General features: G+C 58.1%; 22 protein-coding genes and 1 pseudogene. 11 read left to right on the forward strand and 12 right to left on the reverse strand.

The features are described 5' to 3' along the window. From HJB82_RS20175 to HJB82_RS20190, 4 genes are all read left to right on the forward strand, one after another. A complete protein-coding gene (locus HJB82_RS20175) occupies positions 1-1,305 on the forward strand; it encodes a HAMP domain-containing sensor histidine kinase (protein ID WP_221132195.1) in 1,305 nt (434 codons plus the stop codon). Positions 1,306-1,395: 90 nt separating this feature from the next. Then, positions 1,396-1,656, forward strand: a complete 261-nt coding sequence (locus HJB82_RS20180) for a hypothetical protein (protein WP_207583326.1) — start codon at positions 1,396-1,398, stop codon at positions 1,654-1,656. 30 nt (positions 1,657-1,686) lie between these two features. Beyond that, positions 1,687-2,451 carry a hypothetical protein gene (locus HJB82_RS20185; RefSeq protein ID WP_221141164.1) on the forward strand — a complete coding sequence of 255 codons (765 nt, stop codon included), beginning with the start codon at positions 1,687-1,689 and terminating at the stop codon, positions 2,449-2,451. A 170-nt stretch (positions 2,452-2,621) separates the two neighbouring features. Beyond that, the gene (locus tag HJB82_RS20190; protein WP_221141166.1) at positions 2,622-3,074 is read left to right on the forward strand and encodes a hypothetical protein; all 453 of its coding nucleotides are present in this window, start codon (positions 2,622-2,624) and stop codon (positions 3,072-3,074) included. A gap of 106 nt (positions 3,075-3,180) precedes the next feature. Here HJB82_RS20190 and HJB82_RS20195 read toward each other — a convergent pair whose 3' ends face one another. Beyond that, entirely contained in the window at positions 3,181-3,975 is a 795-nt protein-coding gene (locus HJB82_RS20195) for a transglutaminase domain-containing protein (RefSeq protein WP_221141169.1), read from the reverse strand. A gap of 340 nt (positions 3,976-4,315) precedes the next feature. Then, a complete protein-coding gene (locus tag HJB82_RS20200; protein ID WP_221141171.1) occupies positions 4,316-5,089 on the reverse strand; it encodes an NYN domain-containing protein in 774 nt (257 codons plus the stop codon). A gap of 343 nt (positions 5,090-5,432) precedes the next feature. Between HJB82_RS20200 and HJB82_RS20205 the strand changes: the two genes are divergently transcribed. The 3 genes from HJB82_RS20205 (at position 5,433) to HJB82_RS20215 (ending at position 8,189) form a co-directional block, all read left to right on the forward strand. Continuing rightward, the gene (locus HJB82_RS20205; RefSeq protein ID WP_221141173.1) at positions 5,433-5,963 is read left to right on the forward strand and encodes a dihydrofolate reductase family protein; all 531 of its coding nucleotides are present in this window, start codon (positions 5,433-5,435) and stop codon (positions 5,961-5,963) included. A 244-nt stretch (positions 5,964-6,207) separates the two neighbouring features. Beyond that, positions 6,208-7,473: an NAD(P)/FAD-dependent oxidoreductase gene (locus tag HJB82_RS20210; protein ID WP_221141175.1), complete on the forward strand. Its 1,266-nt coding sequence runs from the start codon at positions 6,208-6,210 to the stop codon at positions 7,471-7,473. Positions 7,474-7,646: 173 nt separating this feature from the next. Beyond that, positions 7,647-8,189 carry a hypothetical protein gene (locus HJB82_RS20215; RefSeq protein WP_207583333.1) on the forward strand — a complete coding sequence of 181 codons (543 nt, stop codon included), beginning with the start codon at positions 7,647-7,649 and terminating at the stop codon, positions 8,187-8,189. 711 nt (positions 8,190-8,900) lie between these two features. Here HJB82_RS20215 and HJB82_RS20220 read toward each other — a convergent pair. After that, a complete protein-coding gene (locus HJB82_RS20220) occupies positions 8,901-9,743 on the reverse strand; it encodes an acyl-CoA thioester hydrolase/BAAT C-terminal domain-containing protein (RefSeq protein WP_207583334.1) in 843 nt (280 codons plus the stop codon). Positions 9,744-9,912: 169 nt separating this feature from the next. Further along, the gene (locus tag HJB82_RS20225; RefSeq protein WP_221116986.1) at positions 9,913-10,716 is read right to left on the reverse strand and encodes a helix-turn-helix domain-containing protein; all 804 of its coding nucleotides are present in this window, start codon (positions 10,714-10,716) and stop codon (positions 9,913-9,915) included. Positions 10,717-10,790: 74 nt separating this feature from the next. Between HJB82_RS20225 and HJB82_RS20230 the strand changes: the two genes are divergently transcribed. After that, entirely contained in the window at positions 10,791-11,732 is a 942-nt protein-coding gene (locus tag HJB82_RS20230) for an NmrA family NAD(P)-binding protein (protein WP_221116987.1), read from the forward strand. A 720-nt stretch (positions 11,733-12,452) separates the two neighbouring features. On the opposite strand, the gene HJB82_RS20235 is transcribed toward HJB82_RS20230, so the two are convergent. After that, positions 12,453-13,463, reverse strand: a complete 1,011-nt coding sequence (locus tag HJB82_RS20235; protein WP_221141229.1) for a DUF4105 domain-containing protein — start codon at positions 13,461-13,463, stop codon at positions 12,453-12,455. A 208-nt stretch (positions 13,464-13,671) separates the two neighbouring features. Here HJB82_RS20235 and HJB82_RS20240 point away from each other — a divergent pair, with 208 nt between their 5' ends. After that, on the forward strand, positions 13,672-14,013 hold the full coding sequence (locus tag HJB82_RS20240) for an NIPSNAP family protein (protein WP_207583338.1): 342 nt from the start codon (positions 13,672-13,674) through the stop codon (positions 14,011-14,013). A gap of 449 nt (positions 14,014-14,462) precedes the next feature. On the opposite strand, the pseudogene HJB82_RS31675 reads toward HJB82_RS20240, so the two are convergent. After that, positions 14,463-14,561 (reverse strand): annotated as a pseudogene (locus HJB82_RS31675) (ATP-binding/permease fusion ABC transporter); the annotation flags it as partial. Between HJB82_RS31675 and HJB82_RS32030 the strand changes: the two are divergent. Further along, positions 14,545-14,979 (forward strand): hypothetical protein, encoded by a 435-nt coding sequence (locus HJB82_RS32030; protein ID WP_207583340.1) that lies wholly within the window; start codon positions 14,545-14,547, stop codon positions 14,977-14,979. The pseudogene HJB82_RS31675 and the gene HJB82_RS32030 sit on opposite strands and share 17 nt — an antisense overlap. 39 nt (positions 14,980-15,018) lie before the next feature. Here the strand turns inward: HJB82_RS32030 and HJB82_RS20255 are convergent, their stop codons facing one another. From HJB82_RS20255 to tnpA, 4 genes are all read right to left on the reverse strand, one after another. Beyond that, positions 15,019-15,312 carry a hypothetical protein gene (locus HJB82_RS20255; RefSeq protein WP_207583341.1) on the reverse strand — a complete coding sequence of 98 codons (294 nt, stop codon included), beginning with the start codon at positions 15,310-15,312 and terminating at the stop codon, positions 15,019-15,021. Between the two features lie 89 nt (positions 15,313-15,401). Beyond that, positions 15,402-16,946 carry an IS66 family transposase gene (gene tnpC, locus HJB82_RS20260; protein ID WP_207583342.1) on the reverse strand — a complete coding sequence of 515 codons (1,545 nt, stop codon included), beginning with the start codon at positions 16,944-16,946 and terminating at the stop codon, positions 15,402-15,404. A gap of 71 nt (positions 16,947-17,017) precedes the next feature. Continuing rightward, positions 17,018-17,344, reverse strand: coding sequence for an IS66 family insertion sequence element accessory protein TnpB (gene tnpB, locus HJB82_RS20265; protein WP_259669655.1), 327 nt, complete (start codon positions 17,342-17,344; stop codon positions 17,018-17,020). Between the two features lie 26 nt (positions 17,345-17,370). Continuing rightward, on the reverse strand, positions 17,371-17,802 hold the full coding sequence (tnpA, locus tag HJB82_RS20270) for an IS66-like element accessory protein TnpA (protein WP_221117062.1): 432 nt from the start codon (positions 17,800-17,802) through the stop codon (positions 17,371-17,373). A 397-nt stretch (positions 17,803-18,199) separates the two neighbouring features. Here tnpA and HJB82_RS20275 point away from each other — a divergent pair, with 397 nt between their 5' ends. Further along, positions 18,200-18,724, forward strand: coding sequence for a DUF2867 domain-containing protein (locus HJB82_RS20275; RefSeq protein WP_221141180.1), 525 nt, complete (start codon positions 18,200-18,202; stop codon positions 18,722-18,724). 213 nt (positions 18,725-18,937) lie between these two features. Here the strand turns inward: HJB82_RS20275 and HJB82_RS20280 are convergent, their stop codons facing one another. Further along, complete coding sequence (locus HJB82_RS20280; RefSeq protein ID WP_221132190.1) at positions 18,938-20,206, reverse strand: multidrug effflux MFS transporter; 1,269 nt, start codon at positions 20,204-20,206, stop codon at positions 18,938-18,940. Positions 20,207-20,331: 125 nt separating this feature from the next. Next, complete coding sequence (locus HJB82_RS20285; protein WP_221141183.1) at positions 20,332-21,312, reverse strand: aldo/keto reductase; 981 nt, start codon at positions 21,310-21,312, stop codon at positions 20,332-20,334. Position 21,313 lies beyond the last annotated feature (1 nt).

Raw genomic sequence — 21,313 nt, forward strand, 5'->3', positions numbered from 1 at the left:
ATGTCGCTCCGCCGCTCGTTCATTCTCGTCTTTTCCGCGCTTTTAACGGCTCTTGCGGCCTTTGCCGCAGCCTTTTCCTATTACAGCGCACGTCTTGAGGCGTGGAGCATCCTGGACTTCCAGCTCCAGCAGATCGCTCATGTGGTCGGCGATGGCAGCGGTCTTGAACCTCTGGCGAGCGCGGGAGCCTCCAGCGATGAGATTGTGGCTGTCAGGATCACTTTCGCGGATGCGCGAGCGACCCGAACGAACGATCCGCGTGTGGTTTTCCCACCACCCGCCTCTGGCGGATTCTCCACCTTTCTGGCGAATGGGGAGGAGTGGCGGCTTTTTACCGATAAGGGCGATCCAGCCCGTACCGTCATGGTCGCCCAGCGCACGGCCGAGCGCGATGAGCTTGCGGCGGACGCCGCCTGGAACACCGCATGGCCGTTCCTGCTGGCCATACCCCTGTCATGGCTTGCCGCCTATTGGCTGGTGGGTGCGATCATGGAGCGTCTCCATATCCTGGCCGGCCGGGTGGAAAGCCGCGTCGTGGAGGACATTGACCCTCTTTCGGTCAAGGACGCCCCTGTGGAGGTGCGTCCGCTGGTGCTGGCGATCAACCGCGCGTTTGACCGCGTCCGCGCCACGCTGGAGCAACAGCGTGCCTTTCTTGCAGATGCGGCCCATGAGCTCAGGACACCGATCACGGCACTTTCCCTCCAGATCGATAATCTCAGGCAGGCAGGGCAGCCGGAGGAGCGCGACGCGGCCGTCGCCGACCTGGAGGCCGGCGTGCGCAGGGCGACACAGGTGTCTACCCAGCTTCTCAGGTTGGCTCGCAGCGAGAGCGGCGAGGGGGCCGGCCGCGAGGCGGCCACAGTCCATCTTGGCGAAGCGCTTCAAGAGTGCCTGAGCCGGTTCCTGGCAGCGGCCGACGCAAAAGCGATCGATCTCGGCATGGTGCAATCGGTTCCCTGCGTGGTCAGGAGCGACCCCGTGGAACTGGCCGCCATCCTCGATATCGTCGTTGACAATGCGCTGCGATACACGCCGGACCACGGGCAAGTGGATCTTGCCGTGCTGACACGCAACGATCACGCGGTTCTCTCCGTGACCGACAACGGGCCGGGGATTGCAGCCGAACTGCGCGAGCGCGTGTTCGACCGCTTCTACCGTATCGATCCGTCTAAAACAGATGGAAGCGGCCTCGGCCTTGCGATCGCCCGCAATCTGGCCGGCCGCAACGGTGGCACCATCCGGCTGATGGACAATCCTGCAGGACGCGGCCTGCGGGTCGTTCTCGAATGGCCTCTCGCCTGATCCGGCGGCTCTAAGTTTCTCCTAAGCCTTGCGCCCCATGCTTTGAGCGTACCCCGACAGGTGCACGACAAACCAATGGAGACAAACACCATGAACCGTTCCGCCAAACTGATCTTCACCGCCCTCACGCTCGGCTCCGCAGCCTTCGTCGCGCAGGCCAATGCAGCCTCGCGCCCGTGCGAGGACGTATTGAAGGAATACCGCGCGGCCAAGGGGACCGCCAAGGTGTCGGCCGATGTGATGAAGAAGGCCGACGAGCTGGAAACCAAGGCGGTCGAGCGCTGCAATGCCGATGACGACAAGCGTGCCGACCAGTTCCTGATGGACGCCATGAAGCTTCTTGGCAAGTAAGCCGCGCCCGTGACCTCAGGAGATACCAAGATGAGCACATCATTCAGTCAATCTGCCAGCCGCGTCCCCGAGGTCACGGTCGACTTCTGGCTGATCAAGCTGCTGGCGGTCACCATGGGGGAGACCGCAGCAGACTTTCTCAACGTCAACCTCGGCTATGGCCTTACCGCCACGTCGATTTTCATGGCCTGCGTGTTTCTCTGCGCGCTCGCCATCCAGTTCTACCAGGGCAAGTATGTTCCGTGGTCGTATTGGCTGACGGTCGTCCTGATCAGCGTCGTGGGTACCCTTGTCACCGATAACCTCGTTGACAATTTCGGGGTCTCGCTGATGACCACCACGGTGGGCTTCAGCATTGCGCTCGCCGTCACCTTCGCCATTTGGTACGGGGTGGACCGCACGCTCTCCATCCACTCGATCCTGACACCACGGCGCGAGAGTTTCTATTGGCTCGCCATCCTGTTCACCTTTGCCCTCGGCACATCGGTCGGCGACCAGGTCGCGGAACGCTTCGAACTGGGCTACCTGAATACGGGCCTTCTGTTTGGCGGCATCATCGTGGTGATCGCGGTGGCCTATTACAAGTTCAGGCTGGATGCCACTACCGCCTTCTGGCTGGCTTACATCCTGACCCGCCCGCTCGGCGCGTCCTTCGGCGACCTCCTGTCCCAGCCGATGGAATATGGCGGCCTCGGCCTCGGTACCGTCACCACCAGTCTTGGTTTCCTCCTTGCCATCATAGCGACGGTCGTCTACGCGACAGCCCGCTACATGCGCGCGCCGACCCTTCCTTGAGATCACTGACCAACGGCATAGCGCCGGCCGCAGTGAAGATGACGATGGTTCGGGGCGGGGTGGGCAGCTTCCGGCGCAACCGGACGCCAAGAGTTCCCACCGTTCCTTGAAAGAAACGACGAGTTAGGCTCTTCTGGTCTCGGCACGTTTACATGACCGGGAGGGCACGATTGGCGAACATTCCAGATAGTATGAAATCAGAACTCGCAGCCTGGAATGATGGTCGAGGGATCAGCCTCCGGGACTGGACCGCCAACAGCGGAAATTTCTCGCTCGCAGTAGGCTATTCAGAGATATTCTGGCCCCGCTTCGTCGCGTTTGAAAAATACATTCTCGTTGACGGTTTCAATTTGGAGGGCTTGCGATCCTTTGAACGAAATCCTGAGGCAACGCGCCAGTCTATCGAATGGGTGATGAATCATTTTCACATCGCTGACATTCAGCACTCGGCATGCACGGATGTAGCCGGCGACAAGCTGGCGATCCTGGGCGAACGCCTGCGCGAAATCTACATCGCAAAGCTTGGGTGGCAATTTCCTGATCGTACATTCGTCGTAGAGCTTGTTCAGCCGGAGAGATCAGGTGAATTCGAAGATTATCAGATAAGCTTTTTCCAAGCATGATTTCCGTTATTGAAGTTCGCTTGACCGAGGATCCAACCACAAGCAGCGGGAATGAATCCCACTAAACCGCGCGAAAAGACTTTAAGCCTAGCCGGCTTCAGGCATCTCATGACAGCCAGTCCGGCAAAACCTCGATCAAATCCTGCGCGGGATCACGGGCGAGTTTGTCCAGCAGCGGCAGGTCTTGCGGACGTATCAGCCTTTGAGAAGAATCTGCTTCGCGCCACCGATCCCAATTGGAGGTTTCTCGGCCATTCAGCACGTAGTGATCTCTGATGACATTGATCTTCACAAACCACAGGCCATTCACCTCACCGTGGCCAAATGCCTGAGGATCGACCGTCTCTCGACGGCATTTCAGCCAGGCCTCTCCTGCGGGCATGAAAAAGTCACGCGGTACGTCGGCTGGGTCGAACTTGATCTGTTTTTTCTCTTTCAGCATCCGGTCGATTTGCGCGTCGCTCAAATGCCAGCGTCTGGTTGCCGCGCTCCAATATTCACAAACCCAATGATCCTCCCATCCTGCCGAGAAGTAGGAGGCGAAGCCACAGCGCACGCGTGCGGGAACAGTTTTGCTGCGAAGGATCGAAGACAATGCGAGTGCAAAATCGCGACACGTGCCGGTGGATCGTCTCTCTGCGGGACGCCGGCAGTGGAGCGGCTGAGGATCTCTGGCGAACACATCGTCGAAGCGTTGCGCGATCGGCAATGTTTTTCTCGCCGATGCGTCCAACCTTGTTTGGTCGAGACCGTATTCTGCTGCCCAATCGGCGTGAACGAGCACGCCTTGAATAATTTCATTCAATCGCCCGACCCCGTTCGGCAAATCCGCCATCAAAGGCCTGTGATGGATTGGATCGGACATCTGACTATGGTTGGTCCAGCGTTTCTTTTCCTCCATGTCGCTATGGTTGCCTTTCCCGTTGCGAGATCAAACCGGCAATGATTTTACCGCCGTCTGCAACATCGCAGGATAGGGAGTTTTGCGACAGCCACAATGACAGGTTTAGGCGATTCTGGATCTGGGCGAAAAGAGCGAGCGGGAACAATTTCAGCCGCGGCCGGGTTACTGTTCGGTGAGCCGTGCAGAGATGCTGAAGTAGCTTGGGAGGCAGCACTTCAATGCTTTGCCTCTGCACGGCTCAGCACCCTTACTTTCGCCAGATAACTTTGTTCCCTGGTCCGCGACGCGTTGCCCGATCGGCTGGCGGGGCAATCCCGGTCTCACGTCTATTGCTGGCTTACGCCTTCTTAAGGCGAACTAGGATTGTTTTCGGGTTATTCGGTGCGTGCTCTACATCGACGATACCTGACGACCTCACGAGATCCTTCAACTTGGGGAAGCCGTACTTGCGTGGTTTGAAGTCAGGCGCTTGCTTCACCAGATGCCCTCCCACTTCAGCTAGATTTGCTCGACCGTCTTGATCAGAAGTTGCGGTGATCGCTTTGGTCAACATGTCTCTTGTCGCTTTATCCAATCCAGCCTTTTTAGACGGCGCCTTCGTAGCCGTAGGTTTGGCCTGGACTGTGGTTTTTTGGGCGGGGGCCGCTGCTTCGTCGACTTCTGCAGCCTGAGCATTGAGGACGTCGAAATAGACGAATTTATTACAGGCCGTGATGAAGGAACGAGGCGTCTTCCTCCCACCGAACCCATAGACAGTGACGCATTGTTCCCGGATTCTCGCCGCCAGTCGCGCAAAATCGCTGTCACTGGAGATGATACAGAAGCCCGAGAAACGACCAGTATACAACAAGTCCATGGCGTCGATGATCATTGCGCCGTCGGTCGCGTTTTTTCCGGTCGTATAGGCGAATTGCTGAATAGGCTGGATTGAATATTCGAGCAGGCATTCCTTCCAGCCCTTTAGGTTCGGACCCGTCCAGTCGCCGTAGATGCGTTTGACGCTGGCCGTTCCGCAGTTGGCGATCTCCGCCATGAGGCCGACGACGATCTTCGGCGAAGCATTGTCGCCATCAATCAGCACCGCTAAAGTTCCGGAATTTTCTGCTGCCATTTACCTCTCCCCGCGATGCTCGCAAAGTATACATTGTCCTGATTATTGCAACTACGATCCTGGATGACAGTACATCTATAGATCGCTAGAATGAAAAGTTCGCAGAAGCAGTCAACGCGAAGAATGTCAATCCTGATTGGTAAGATAAAGTGGGGCGCCAGCACTACGATGATCATCGGCCTTCGTCGCGCCGCGCATCAACGTGGCGTGCGGACGTTAGTGCTCGTCAGGTTCTTGCGGCGCTTGCTCCACAATACCGGTAAATCGTGCAATTTATGCCTAGCTCACTTACCCCTATCAGTGGCGTAAGCTATCCTGAAGAACCCGGGATGGAGAATATGACATGGCGAAGCTCGTCTTCGGAATGAACCTGTCGCTGGATGGCTATGTCGACCACCAGGAATTTGCGCCCGACGCCACCCTCTTTCGCCATTGGATCGAGCAGGTGCGCGGCCTGAGCGGTAGCCTCTACGGCCGCCGCATGTACGAGGTCATGCGCTACTGGGACGATGACGATCCTGAATGGACCCCGGATTTACGCGACTTCGCCATGGCGTGGCGGAGCCAGCCGAAATGGATCGTGTCGCGCTCGCTGCAGTCGGTCGGCCCCAATGCCACGCTTATCGCGGATGACGTCGAGGCGGCGATCCGCGGGCTGAAGGCCGGACTTACCGGGGAGATCCAAGTCGCCGGGCCGGAGCTGGCGGGAAGCCTGACCGACCTCGGCCTTATCGATGAGTATCGGCTCTATTTCCACCCCGTCGTGCTCGGCCGCGGCAAGCCGTTCTTCACCGGCCCCCGGCCGTCGCTCCGCCTTGTCGCCAGCGATCGGATCGGCGAGGAGGCGATCAGATTGACCTATGTTCCTGCCTGATCGGGCAATTTGCCGGATCGATCGCGTCGACGCGGCAGCCACGATGACTGATCCTCGTGCTTCTGCGCCGTGACTGCAGTCGGCGCGACGCGGTCATTTGGCTACCAGATGGGAAATGGCTGAGGTCTGCGATGCCATGCGTGGCATCAGCACGAGGCACGGCCGGGGCCAGTCGGACGGAGATCGGCGACGCTGGACTCATTGTCGTGAACAAGGCTTAATGCCGCGCGGGGATGGCTGGGGGATGCCGCTCGTGAGATCATCGTGGCAGAAGAATGGGAGTGCCGATGTTCTTGATGTCGTCGTCATCGGCGCCGGCTGGGCGGGCCTCGGTGTCAGCTATTGGCTGGCACGGCGGGGCCTGCGTCATAGCGTCCTGGAGCGGGGTCGCATAGGCGAGACCTGGCGCACGCAGCGCTGGGAGTCCTTTCGGATGAATACGCCCAACGTGCAGACCGTCATGCCTGGCGACCGCTATGAGGGTCCGGATCCCTATGGTGTTTTCACGCGCGATCAGTTCGTCGCTCTCCTTGAAGACTTCGCCGGCCGCAACGGGCTGCCGATCGAAGCGGATACCGCGGTGAGCGAACTCGCGCGGGAGGATGGCGTCTATCGGCTGACCACCTCGCAGGGCACGCTTCGGGCGCGGAAGGTGATCGTCGCAAGCGGCAACCTGAATTGTCCCGTGCGCCCGATCCCGCCAGATGCATTGCCGCCTGACCTTTGCCAGATCGACGCTTCCGGCTATCGCAGCGCTGCCGATCTGCCCGGCGGAGCAGTGCTGGTGGTCGGAAGCGGCCAATCGGGCGCCCAGATCGTGGAGGAGCTGGCGGAAGCGGGCCGGACGGTCTTCCTTGCGACCAGTCGCGTCGGGCGGCTTCCACGCCGCTATCGGGGTCGCGACATCATGATCTGGCTCCTCGAAAGCGGGCTTCTCGACGTGCGGCGAGAGGAGGTCATTCGGCTTGCGGGACGCATCCCGCCGCGTGGTGTGCTCGGATCGGAACACACGATCAGCCTTCAAGGGCTTGGCGCACAGGGTATCGTGCTTCTCGGGCGATTGACCGGGGTTGCGGGTGGCGGCCGCCTCTCTTTCGCCGACGATCTCGAAACGAATGTTCGTTTTGCGGATGAAGCCTCTGACAATGCCAAACGCCATATTGACGACTATATCGGCCGCACCGGGATCGACGCACCGGTTTCGCAGCCCGACCCGGCGGAGACGGTCGCGTGGCGTCGGCCGGACCCGGCCATCAATTCGCTCGATCTCTCCCTATCCGGCATCACCAGCCTGGTGTGGTGCACGGGCTTCAAGGGCGATTTCAGCTTTATGAGACTTCCCGGTGCGCTGGATGCCGCCGGGCAGCCCGTTCACGCCGATGGGGTGGGCGTCTTGCCGGGCCTCTACTTTGCCGGACTGGATTTCGCCTCCACACGCAAGTCAGGCATCATATTGGCAATCACCGAAGAAGCGCCCCGCCTCGTCGAACACCTCATAGGGCATTCGTGACCGGCGCGGTGCCAACGATGATCAATTTATTCTGAGCCGCATCGCTGCAAATGCCTGATGGCACTTTTGGTTTTCCATGGATGTCCGCTCTCGGCCCATTGCTGACTTAATGTCCGATGTGATCAAATCGGCATCCAACCAATAACGCCGATGACCGTTTGGAGATAAACTTAATGACGGGCAGACCATCGACTTCGAAGATCGTCCTGGCCACAGCCTTCCTTATCGCTCTGTTCTTGTCCAGCGGAGCAATCATAGACTTGGGCTATGGGTGGTTGACAGCACCTTTTGATAATGCAGCCAGCTTCTCTGCCAAGGCTCTTTCGGCCGAAGAAGAGATACGCTGCAAAAGTGTAACACATGAGGCCCTCATCGCCGGTGCCGCAGACCGTTATGTCCAAGCCGGAATCGCTCATGAAATCGGTCATCAGCGGACGGCGAGCAATCCGTGGCGCTATACGTCCGTGTCCAATTTCCTGGCGATCAATCCCGACTGTTGCGAAGTCTTGGTGACCGTTCCCGGCGATTATTCGCCTGAGACGCAGAGCCTCGGAGCCCCGCATTCCGATCCCCCTCGACTGTATGCAGTGAGGATCGCTTTCAAGGAATGGAGGAGCGATGAGGACACTTTCACGAGGCGTGAAGTCGTTCTCGTGAATTGCTTCGGAAAGGCCGGCGGGGGCGTAAGCTTCGATTTGAGACGAGGTGTCCTTTGACCGCTTTTGGCGGCCGAAGGCTATTGTCGGCCCTGAGCGGACGTCACGCCAGTGTCATGCATCTTTCATAGACGTAAAAATGATCCCCGCGCGAAAGACCTACCGCGATGGCCGAAGCCCGTGATGTATTCAAGGAAATTTCCGGTACATTCTACCGCTCTGTTGTGACGGATAGAGTTCACCAAGTGTTGGACCCGCCGGGACCGAACAGTGCAGGGCGCTATCATCGTCCTGGCGAGCGGACCCTTTACACGAGCGCCGCATTGGAGTGGTCCATACGCGCTATAGCTGGCTACATGCGCGAGGACGGATATCCGCGCGTTGTCGTTCCGCTGAGGGTCGTCGACGCGATGGTACTCGACCAGCATGATGAAGAGGCTTGTAAACGCCTCGGGATAGATCGCGAGTAATCTAACGAATCTTGGCGAACAGCATTGTCGGAAGGACGCGAACCGGCGTCGTGGCGGGCTGTCAATATTGCGCGAGCAGCAGGCGCAGACGGCATCATCGACAGGTCTCGCATGATACCCGGTGGGTGGCATCTCAACCTATTCCGCTGGAATGAGACCGATGGGCCGCTTGTTGAAGTGTGTGGTGATCCGGTGGAAATCGTCCTGTCAACAGACGGACCGAAGTGGGACCTATAGACAGCCACATCGGTGATTACAGTGTATCATCCAGATGTCGCCTACTGGCGCGATACCGACAAACCTATAGCATCGCGGCTATAGCTCGCCATGCCTTCTGCCCAAGCCTTGCATCGGCTTCGTCAGTTCCGCCGTGTGCGTGGAGGGTTGATCGTGGCGTCGTCTCGCCGGGAAATAGAATGCGATGCCCAGCATCTTGATCAAAGATCAGCGTTGCCGATCTGCCATGCGCATGCCTGGACTGAACTATCTCCCGAGCAAAATCGTCCGATGGCCAGAGCGCATCGCTACCGCCAGCGACAAGGATCAAATCAGCGGCTGAATTTTCGACTGGAATTCGTGCTCGTCTATTCGCTTGAAGATCGTTTGTGAGGCATCTTTCAAAAAATGACCGATAGGAAACGAGTCCATCCCGGTATTCCTTCTGCCAGTTGATATCGGCGGGAACGAAGTCTAGTGGGGCTCTACCAAACGACCAAGATGAACGCTCAGGCCAAGCTATTCTGTCAACGCCCGCGCCAATGTTGCCCCAAACCACAGAACTAGGACTAATTGCTATGACTGCGTTGATACGCTGATCAATGGTCGAAGCAAGCAGGGCTGCTTCAGCGCCCTTCGAGGTTCCAACCATAACTATTCGTTCACATCCTCTGGACACCAGAAGGTCCGTTCCGTCGATGAAAGTCTCAAGGGGTATTTCGCAGATTCCTGGCGATTGATTAGCTCCTCCAAACCATTGCAACGCCAGTGTGCGAGCCCCGACTTCTGCCAACAATCCCGCCCTTGCCGTATCGACTCTGCCGCTGGAGCCGCCGAGAACGATCACTCCAGTTTTTCCGGAATTAACGCCTTGAAGGAAAGCGCCTCTAACCTTGCCGTCCAGTTGCTCGATGTCGTAGGCGATCACTTTCAGCCCCAGTTTAATAATCGATCTGGCGGATCACGATCCTGGATGGATCACACGTCAACTTCCGCTTGTGGCCTTGCCAACGCCTTTGGTCTGCTGTCGGCCCGAAGCGGTCATGGCACGTGCCGCAAAGGCCGGCCAGCGTTGCCGAAATTGGCCATTCGGCAAATCAGCTCGCGAAGTAGCGCGTTGGCGTTGTGCCCAATGCCTTCTTGAACATGACGATAAAGGCGGTAGCAGATTCGTATCCCAAGTCGCTCGACACCCTCTGGACCGTCGCGCCGCTGGCCAGTTCGCGCAATGCGATGACCAGGTGCAGTTGCCGCCGCCATCGGCCGAAGGTCAGCCCCGTTTCCTGGACCATCAGCCGCTTCAGGGATCGCTCACTCATGGCAACGTGTGCCGCCCAATCGACCAGGGTGCGACGGTCGCTCGGCTCCGCCATCAGGGCAGCGGTGATCGCGTTGATTTTGGGATGGCTGGAAGCGGGCAACTCCAGGCCCTGTATCGGCATCTGCGTGAGTTCGTCCAACAAGACCCGCACCAGACGGCCAACATGATCGTCCGGAGCAGAGTTGACCGATACATCCGCCAGTCGGAGGATCATCTCGCGGAGCATCGGCGACACAGACAAAGTGCAGCACTCCTGCGGCAGCGTCGCCGCGTCGGGTTGAACGAACAGATAGGACAGGCGTGCGTTGGACGTGACCAGGTTGCTATGCGGTATGCCGCCGGGTATCCAGACTCCGCAGTCCGGTGGGACAATCCAGAGGCCATTCTCCGTCCTGCATGTGACTGCCCCGTGCAAGGCCAAAATGAGCTGCCCTTGCTTGTGCTGGTGCTGGGGCACCTCAGCTTCATAGTCACTGAAGTCGAGGCGGACAGCGACAGCCAGGCGATCCGACCAGTCTGGATCGAAGTCGTCGTAGCAGGAACGCAGCAGTTTTGCGGATTGGCCCAATTTGGAGATCATTTGGCATTATCTCCAAATTCTTGCGGACTGCCATAGTCTATTATCGGGCGGTCAACAATCGAATGGAGACTGTCATGCGAATTTCTGTCGTCGGCGCAACGGGACGAATTGGCGCTAAGCTGACCCGGACCCTGCTGAGCGCCGGGCATCAGGTCAGAGCGTTGTCGAGAGGTGGCCCAGGGTTGGACGGGTTGGTCGCGCTTGGAGCAGAGCCATTCCTGGGAAGCTTTGACACAGGAGAGGGAGACCTTGACCAATTTTTCCACGATGCAGATGCTGCGTTCCTGATGGTGAAGACCGATTGGAACAACATCGAGGGACACTACCCCGCTGTTGCCCAGCGCTTTGTCGATGCGCTTGAAAAATCCTCCGTCAAACTGGCCGTAAGCCTGACGGCCATGGGTTCGGACGTGAAGGGGAAGACGGGTCATTTCGAGTGCTTCCACGATCTGGACGAAAAGCTCAACGAACTCGGCAATATCAATTTGGTCCACCTGCGCGCCGCCTGGTTCATGGACGACGTGGCAATGTGGACGAGGCCGGTTGCCAAATACGGTCGAATTGCCTGGTTCTGTAAACCTGATTTGAAGATGCCCTGGGTGGCCACCGATGACATTGCATGGCTGGCAGCGAAGGAACTGACCAATCCGACGGGCAGACACCGCGTCTATCTCGAAGTTGGCTCGGAAGATGTCTCGATGAACGAACTGGCCGTGCTCATTGGCAAGAAGATCGGCAGTCCGGTGGAGTATCGATACATCGAGACGACCCGCAAAGACGTGGAAGCTGAATTTCTGGCGCGGTTCGGGACGCCGGAGAAATGGCAGGACGACACCCTGACTGCTAACGCTTTGAACAATGGCATCGTAAAGTTCCATGGGGAGCACGAGGATCGCCCAAAATTGCCCACAACGATGGAGGTGTTCATTGGCGAGGTTTGGAAGCCGCGTTACCTGGAGGCAGTCAAAGCGGGAGACGAACGAGAGACGTTTCCCATGTGGACTGCCAGGGACTAGCTGGATGTCACGCTTGTTTTTTGCCCCCCAGCAATCTCCAGTCTTTGTTGGACGCTGCCGCAAATTATTAAGTTGCGGCAGCTATATGACCGCAATTGGCGCGTTCCTGCCAAAACCGGAGGCCGGCTATCGGCCCCGTGCGGTCATACCTTCCTCAGCAAGTCTGTGAGGCAGTCAGGGAATACGGTGTCGCTGGTTTCTCCAAGCTCTTGCTCAGACCACCAGCGATGATCGGCCATCACGTCTCGCTCATTCTCGGTCCAACCGGCGTCGGAGACGGAAGGCCGGAATGCTGCATATGTCAGGATTTCTGCGACATGCCGCCCATGTACTGATCAAGATGGCTCTTCCACAGCGCTGGTTTGAACATCAAAGCGTGGCCCATGGGCGCAGCAATGAACTCTCCCTGTCCGCCAGCCGATAAAAACCTTTCGAAATTACCTCGGCAGTGCTCGATCCGATAGTACTGGTCATGGATTCCGTGCAGCCAAAGCGTCGGAATTCCGGAAGTTGCGCCACGTTCAAATAGGCTCGGATTTACACTTTCATGTTTGCGGCAACCCTTGCCCAGCCACCCACCATAACCGGTTCGCGCAGGTTCAGCCTCTCAGTGAGAAGCAAAGGAAATCCGCTTTTCGATTGGGTCACAGGGTCAGTCTTCCTGCGACTTCTTATAAGCCTCGACTATCTCTTCGAGCGAGACCCCATCGATAGAAGACGTTACAACGCGCCCTGTGGCGACGGAACGCCGACGCGAATGGCCTGCGAAAAAGACGGCGAAAGACCGTCCTCGTGCGCTCTTGCCGCGATGTGTGCGGCCGACCGCAGTTGCGACAAGGGAACAGAGATGTCCAGCGCGCGCCGGTCAAAGGCGTATTCCGGCAGGTATCCGTTGACGATGAGGCGCCAGTCCATCGGCACGGCGTCGCCTGTCACACGCATCATCTTGACGATGGTCGTCGTGCAATTGGTCGTCAGCGAATTGTAGAAGGCGGGCCTGGCTGCGAGCGCGTTTGCGTCGGAGACGTACTCGCGCAGAAGAAGCCTCGCAGCCGCCGGCGTCGCCCTCAGGCGGTAGATCTGGACGTCCTCACCGCGAAAATTGGAGCGGAGGCCGATCACATCCCTTTCGTCTGCCGCGATGATGACCAGAGGACTGCTTTTGAAGAGGTCCGCCAGCGGTGAGAACGAACCTCCGGAAAGGCGACGCACTTCGATAGACCACGCCAGATAACGGCCGTCGTCGAAGCCGAAGCTCATTATGACATGCGCGATGGTCGGACCTGACCAGTACGACATGAACATGTCGACGCTCTTCAGCTTGTTCAGGTCGTAACTGCGCGTCGTCCATCGTTCCGTGAAGTCGGTGGCACTGCGCCACTCGAAATCGCGGACATTTGTCAGAGTCAACAGATCACCGTCGAATTCGCCGGTGACCTGACGAGCAACATCCGGAGCCCACGCGCCATTTGCCTGCGGCTTGATCGTGCTCCACCAGAAGAGGACAATGACGAACGCGGCCGCAAACGCGAGGACTGCACGAATGCGTCTCCTGCCAAAGAGCGCCACGATGACGGAGGCGCCAAAAAGCCCGAACAAGATGGCGCTGGCTTGCCTGCCGACCTCGGGCAACGGCAAGCGGTACCAAAGCGCGAGCGACGACCAGGCAACGGCAACGGCGACGACTGACAGGAGCACTGCAATGACGATCGCACGGACCGGTCGAACCATTTTGCTTTTCCAAACGAGTTTGAAGCGTTCGTCCTGATCGTTGGACCCTATCGGTTTCCGGACTTGAAGCCTAGAACCTATCCGAAGCGACGGGGCTCCGGATTCTCTATTTTGGTATGGCTTGAATTCCGCTGGCAAGCGGCCCCTCGCTTTTTCCGGCGCTGAACGATATGCACGATCTTGCCTGATCCAACATGAAGAGCATCCGATGATCCACGAATTGCGCATCTATACATGTCTGCCGGGGAGGCTGCCGGCACTGCAGCAGCGTTTCGAGACCGCGACGCTGGCGATCTGGGAACGCCTCGGCATCCGCTCACTCGGCTTCTGGACGACGATGATCGGTTCTTCCAGCAACGATCTGACCTACCTGCTCGAATGGCGGTCGCTGGCGGAGCGCGAGCAGAAATGGGCCGAGTTCATGGCCGATCGCGAGTGGCAGGAAGCGAAGGCGAAGAGCGAGGCGGATGGGCAGATCGTCGCCAACATCGTCAGTTCGCTGCTGCAGCCGACACGCTTCTACCGCGGCTTCTCCAAACCGTCGGAATAACGGCCAGAAACTCCGCACGCAATTGATTGAGAAGTGTTTTCGGATGTGTTTCGGCGTGGAAGTTTTGTACGCCGGTTGACAGAGGAGGCTTCCGGCGATCGACGCACGAGATGGCTGCGCAGTTGCTTCGACCGCCGACGTCGATCCAAGCTACACCGCTTTGGCGCAGATCAATCAAATGTCCGCTTTAAGGCCTATTGGCCCTAGCATCGGACGGTCTCCTTCCGGCCCCAAATCGGTCACCCATCGAGCGCGAGCCGTCGTCCGCAAATGGCGCAATCTGCACGAGGCGGGCTTCGCCGGGGCCGCCGCCATCTCGACCATCAAGCGGAAACATGACAATTGCAGAACAGCGCAGCCATCGTTCGTTGATCCCGCAAAAAGGAAACGCCAGAGCAAAACCCTGGCGTTTCGGTTCAGGCCACCAGACCCTTGGTCAGCTCCAACGCCTACCGCTCGAACAGTTGGCGGTAGATGCCGTCGCTGCGGCGGATCAGCGCCTGGTGGTCGCCCTCTTCGACGATCTTGCCCTTGTCGAAGACCAGCAGAGATAGGGAGTTTTGCGACAGCTACAGTGACTGGTTGGCGCTTCTGCGTCATGACGGCCATCGGTCGAACTTGTGTGAAAACTCCAGCGTAACCAAGCAAGTGCGTCATTGGTTTCAGCGTGACGGGATCGGTTCAGAGCCTGCGAGCTTCCAGACGCCGCTTATCGCGCCCGACATAGTCGGAGCCCAGCTTTGTCAGACGGAATTGTCGTTTCTGAAATTCCCCGCGGATCAGGATGAAGCCTTGCTCTTCGGCTTCGCTCAATGTCTTCAGGCTTGTGCCTTTAGGGGGAGACTGCCAATCCACGCCATCGGCGCTGTGCAGCAATACCATTATCTTGATAATCGTGTTTCTCCATGGCTGATGCAGACAGCCGCACTGCGTCGCTTCGCCAATCCGCTGGCTCCGCTTTCTTGATTTGCCACCATCCGGTAAAAAGTAAGCGGTGTTCCCGGGTCACGGTTTGACGCTGGCTTGGGTCTGACCGATACCAGCCGATTCATCGGCCCGTAACGCTTTCTTGATCTCGATAGCAGCATCAACGAAACTGTCGAACTCTTCTGCATCGAAAGGGTAATATTGATAGTTGCCCGATGCTTTAGAGGCTAACACCACATAGACGCCTCCGCTTCCGCTATCGCGTTTAATACGCAAGGACATAATGCAACTGCCGTTCATAATTTGAACGTCTGATTGTCGGATTATCTTTCCAGTCAGCACTCTCTTCAATGATTTAAACAGTCCCGCCATCAACCCTTAGAACTCCAACAGCAACATAGTCAGACCTAGCTCGTTTCTCATTGGTATCATCGTGTACAGCGGAACGAAAGCTTAGCGGTTTATCGCGGTGCTTTCATTTTACGGCTCAGGTTGTGCTCGGACAGATAGGCCCATGGTAGAAGAGTGTCGATCTGACTGTTCGGGTGGCCGTTGACGATCTTGGTGAGCACATCGATGAGATAGCCGAGCGGTTCGACATCGTTGAGCTTGGCCGTCTCGATGAGTGATGCGATGGTCGCCCAGTGCTCGGCCCCAGCGTCGGAACCCGCGAAGAGGGCATTTTTCCGATTGAGAGCAATTGGCCTGATAGATCGCTCGACTGCGTTGGAGTCGATTTCGATGCGGCCGTCATCGATGAACCTGGTCAGCCCATCCCAGCGCGACAAGGTGTATCGGATTGCTTCGGCCAGTTTTGTCTTCTGGCTGATGAGGCCGAGCTGTTCGGTGAGCCAGGAAGCAAGACTGTCGGTGATCGGGCGGCTCTTCTCCTGTCGGACGGCGCGGCGTTCGTCTTGGGCGCGGCCACGGATGTCGTCTTCAGTCCTGTAGAGTTCGGCAATACGCCGTAGCGCCTCGGTGGCAATGGGTGCGGGACCGGCAGCGGCCAGTTCATAGAAGCGACGTCGAACGTGAGACCAGCAGAATGCCAGGGACACGGCATTTTTGGCCGCAAGCGGTCGATAACCACTGTAACCATCGACCTGCAGGACTCCGACGAAGCCTTCGAGATGAGTCATCGGGCGCTCGGCCTTGCGATCCGGTGCATAGATATAAACGACACCCGGCGGATCACTTCCCTGCCACGGCCGGTCATCACGCGCATAGGCCCAGAGTTGGCCGGTCTTGGTCTTGCCACGCCCCGGATCGAGCACCGGTGCTGTCGTCTCGTCCGCGAAGAGCTTGGATGATGTCTTCAACACGTCGAGCAGCCGTTGATGGACCGGACGAAGGTGCCAAGCGGCACGGCCAACCCAGTCGGCAAGCGTCGAGCGGTCGAGGTCGATCCCTTGCCGCTTGTAGATTTGCGCCTGACGATAGAGCGGTAAGTGGTCGGCATATTTGGAGACTAGAACCTGGGCAACAGTTGCTTCGGTCGGAATGCCGCCTTCGATTAATCGGGCGGGAGCCGGAGCCTGGACGACGACATCCTCGCAGGCCCGGCAGCCGTACTTCGGACGGCGAACAACCAGTACCCGGAACTGGGCCGGAACAATGTCCAGCTTTTCGCTGATGTCTTCTCCGATCCGATGCAAATCATGATGGCAACCTGGGCAGGCATGATCATCGATATCAACGACCATCTCGATCCTTGGCAGGTGAGCTGGAAGCGAGCCTCGGTTCGTTCGCCGTTTGGCGACCCGCGTCTGGCGCAGATCGGTTGAGGCCTGTTCTTTCTCCTCCAGTCCGTCCGCCTCGACCTGTTCGGCCTCTTCCAAGCCCAGGAGAAGCTGATCCTCGGGAAGCGTTTCGGCGCGGCGACCAAAACGATGACGCTGCAGTTCCTTGATAATCTGCCGTAAGCGAGCATTCTCCGCCTCGCGCGAAAGCACCATAGCTTTCAGCGCGTTCAGGTCATCCGGAAGCTCGTCCGCTCTGATCGTCATGGGCAAAGAACAGCATATTCAGCCCCGCAAGACGAGATGTCTGGTGCGGCTGATTCAATTCGTCGCGGCTGCTATCCGGCCTGAACAGGCGTGCGCGTTTCGCTCGGCGCATGCACGCGTTTCCAATCCAGCCCTTCGAATAGAGCCGAGAACTGGGCGGATGTCAGATGCATCACGCCATCCTGCATCCGGGGCCACTGGAACTCGCCATCCTCAAGCCGCTTTGCCACCAGGCACACGCCGCTCCCATCCCAGAAGATCAACTTGATGCGGTCGGTTCGCTTGGCCCGGAACACGTAGATTGTTCCGGAGAACGGATCGGCTCCCATCTCAGCCTTCACCAGCGCGGCCAACCCCTCTGCACCTTTGCGGAAGTCGACAGGCTTCATGGCGATCATGACTTTAACCGCGCCTGACGGACAAATCACGATGATGCCTTCAGGGCTTGAATGACGGCTGCAATCGTCGCGGCATCCGTGCCAGGTGCGATCTTCAGTATCGCTCCATCAATCTCCAACTCAATAGCAAAAAGATGCGGAGTGTTCCTCGCTATCGTCTTGCGCCGGGTCGAAGGCCTTTCCGCTGCGATATCGATCACTGCTGGCACAAACATTGCTGATGAGGCTTGCTCTGGCTGCTTTCGCAACTGCCGCCGCCAAGTGAACAACTGACCGGGCGATAAACCATGCCGTCGAGCAACAGCACTCACCGACACCTCGCCGCCATAGCTCTCAGCGACAATCTGGTGCTTCTCCTCATCGCTCCACTCGCGACGGCGGCCAGCGCCGGTGAAAACCTCAAACCGCTGCACCACATCATCAGCCCTGGTGCTATGCGTAAGTCCTGTAATCGTCATATGTCGAAGCCCCGTTCGAGCACAACATCAACGATCAACCGGCAGTCCGGAAGGTGGGGGTAAAACAGCGCTTACGGTAAAAACTCATTGATCTAAAATGATTATTTTGGCCAATCGGCGTTTCGCAAAAAGCTATTTTATAAAACTCCAATGGGCTTGGTCAATTCAATCGCTGTCGGCGCGCGTTTGACGACTTTGCAGCGTTATCCACACTATCCCTGGGTGTAGCGTCCTGCCGATGGCATCGACGTCCGCTCTCGGCCCGGAGCGGACTTCCTTCTCAATGCAGCTAGCCGCAATCAGTCCCTCCTGGTTTGAGCCTGAATCGGCCTCGAACATTGACCTTTGCTTGTCTTCACGCCCGTAGTTGATGGCCCCTTGAATAGGTGGCATTATCATGAACATGGGTTTAGACCGCAAACCGCAGGTACGCAGCACGACGCCGCCGTCGGAAAGTGTCATTGCGAGCTGGTACGAGAACGCCAGTTTACTCGATAGCTACAGCATTGACTTGAGCGCATCGGAACAGTCGAGCATGCGCGAGCTGGCGACGCGGACACTCGTCAATCCACCCTCGTGGCAAAAGGCGTTGATCGCGCTGCGTGACGCCATGGTTACGCCCTTTCGCATCAAAACCTCCGATACGGTCAGGACGTCCCGGGATAGCCATGAACGGGTGGACTTCTTCCCGGTGCACTGGGAGGCCAAGGACGAAATTGTGCGCGGTACGGATGACCGACACCTGGACTTCCGGCTATCTCTGCTCCGACGGCATTCTCCAATAGGCACGTTGCTCATCGCGACAACCGTTGTGCATACCCACAATGCCTTGGGCTTCACCTATCTCAACGCGATCAGGCCTTTTCATCACCTCGTGGTCAGGGCCAACCTGGCACGCTGTGCACAAACACAACTGCAGTAGCGCTGCAGAAACCTCGAATTTCGAACGATAAAACACGGCGGGGCGAACGCGCCCCGTGCTTCGTCTCACACGGTCCACTCTGAAAAGCCCTGCCATTCCAGGCCAACCGCATGGGGCAGAATTCTTGATTTTTGCACGATACCGTCAACCCCCCTTATCAGTTTGGTGACGGTTGGGAGAGCCGCAACACCGGTTTCCAGCACCCAAGGCTGCTTAGCTGCCATTCTTGCTGGTTGAAGGTCCTACTTCATGATCGCCAGTGCTGCTCATCCAAAGGACGGACAATAGGCAGCCCAACCCTGCCACGGCGAACATGCATCCCATGGGAGCGGGCGTTCCGTTGGCGAAGAGGCCAACAGCCGCTGAGCCGCCTATACCGCTACCGTATTGGATGGCACCGAGGAGTGCCGAAACCGTTCCCGCGCGATGCGGGAAATCCGCCAATGCGCCGGAGATCGAATTGGCAACGATGAAGCCGTTCATCCCGATAAAAAGCCAGGTTGATATCGCCAATCCCCATACGCCGCCAAGACCAGTGAAGGTAACCACGGCCACGACAAGTCCGGTAATCGCTGCACCGATAGCACCGATCAACAGCATTCGGTCGCTACCCAGCCGAGTGACCAGTCGGGCATTGATCTGGTTTGAGATCATGAGCCCCACGATTCCCACTGCGAACAGCAATGCGTAGCTCTCAGGCGACAAGCCATAGAAGTCGATAAACGCAAAAGCCGAACTGGCTATATAGGCAAAGGTGCCGCTGAAGAAGAACCCGGCCGTGCCCGCGTAGCCGACAAGCTTTCGGTTTCGGAGGAGTGAGCCATAAGCAGCTAAGGCTTTGGTCAGGGGTTCATGGTTCCTGTTGTCTGATGCCAGAGATTCCGGCAGCGTAAATAGGCCCGCCAAGGTCGCCATACCGATCACGACGAGCACCCAGAAGATGACTTGCCACGAGCCGAACACAAGGATTTGGGCTCCAAGGCTTGGTCCCGCCAATGGTGCAATAGCCATAACCGTTATCAGGGTCGACAGAACGCGTGCCGCGCGATCTCTGCCGTAGAGATCACGGACAATGGCTCTGGATAGCACTACGCTCGCACATGCCCCAAGCGCCTGAATGATCCGCCAACCAATCAATTGCCATCCGTCCGTGGCGAGGGCACACCCTGCCGAACCGATAATGAAAATGACGATCCCAATCGCTATCGGCATACGGCGCCCGAAGCGGTCGCTGATCGGCCCCCAGAAGAGTTGGCCCAGGCTGAAGCCGATAAGATAGCCCGACACCGTCCATTCCAGAGTGCTCTGACTGGCACCGAGCGACGCGCTCATATTGGGAATGGCGGGCAGATAGAGGTCCGTCGAGATCGCCGCAAAGGCCATCAGCGTGCTGAGGATCGCCAGTCGTTGAAATTCCCGCAGACGCGAAGGTGTCGATACACTGCTCCCGATCCGCTCTGCTACCGTGCGCTGCTCGTCCATGTAATCTCGTCCCAAATCGCCGCAGTTTCGCTTATGCCAACGGCAGCCTGCCCGTGGGTGCACCGCGGTTCGTGCAATTGGCAGATGACCAGGCGGCTCGCGGCGATTGGCCGCGAGCCCATTGATCAGCGGTTGATCATGCTCTGCTGCTGGAAATTGTAGCGTTCACCCTGGATCTTCACCGCAGCAAGAACCTTTGCCAGATCCTGTCTGTCCTCCTCGGTCAGCTCGACGTCCGCGCCGCCGACGTTCTCCGCGAGACGATGCAGCTTGGTGGTGCCGGGGATCGGAACGATCCAAGGTTTTTGCGCCAGCAACCATGCAAGGGCCACCTGAGCCGGCGTTGCACTCTTGCGCTCGGCGATGCGCCCCACCAGTTCCACGAGCTTCAAGTTAGACTGGCGAGCTTCTTCGGTGAACCGAGGCAGCGTGCTGCGAATATCGCCGTCACCGAAGCTGGTGCCGGTGTCGATCTTGCCGGTGAGGAACCCCTTGCCGAGTGGGCTGAAGGGGACGAAGCCAATCCCCAGTTCGTTAAGGGTCGGCAGGATCTCGTTCTCTGGTTCGCGCGTCCACATGGAGTATTCGCTCTGCAGGGCAGTGACGGGGTGAACGGCATTGGCACGGCGGATGGTATCGACCCCTGCCTCGGACAGACCGAAGTGCTTCACCTTGCCTTCTGCCACCAGGTCCTTGACGGCGCCGGCGACGTCCTCGATAGGGACATTGGGATCGACGCGATGCTGATAGAACAGGTCGATCACGTCGGTCTTGAGCCGCTTGAGCGACTGCTCTGCGACGAAGCGAATACGTTCGGGACGGCTGTCCATTCCGGCTCGCGCGTTGCCATCCTTCATGCCGAACTTAGTGGCGAGCACTACGTCCTTGCGGAATGGAGCGGCGGCGTCGCCCAGCAGTTCTTCGTTTGCCGCACCATAGGTCTCGGCGGTATCAAAAAAAGTCACACCGCGATCATGCGCGGCGCGGATCAGCGCAATGGCGTCATCGCGATCCGTCGCCGGGCCATAACCAAACGAAAGGCCCATGCATCCCAGGCCGATGGACGAGACGTTCAGTTCTTCGCGACCCAAAACTCTCTTCTTCATC

This window comes from Rhizobium sp. NZLR10 (genome assembly GCF_019685125.1).
In the GTDB taxonomy this organism is placed as follows: domain Bacteria; phylum Pseudomonadota; class Alphaproteobacteria; order Rhizobiales; family Rhizobiaceae; genus Rhizobium.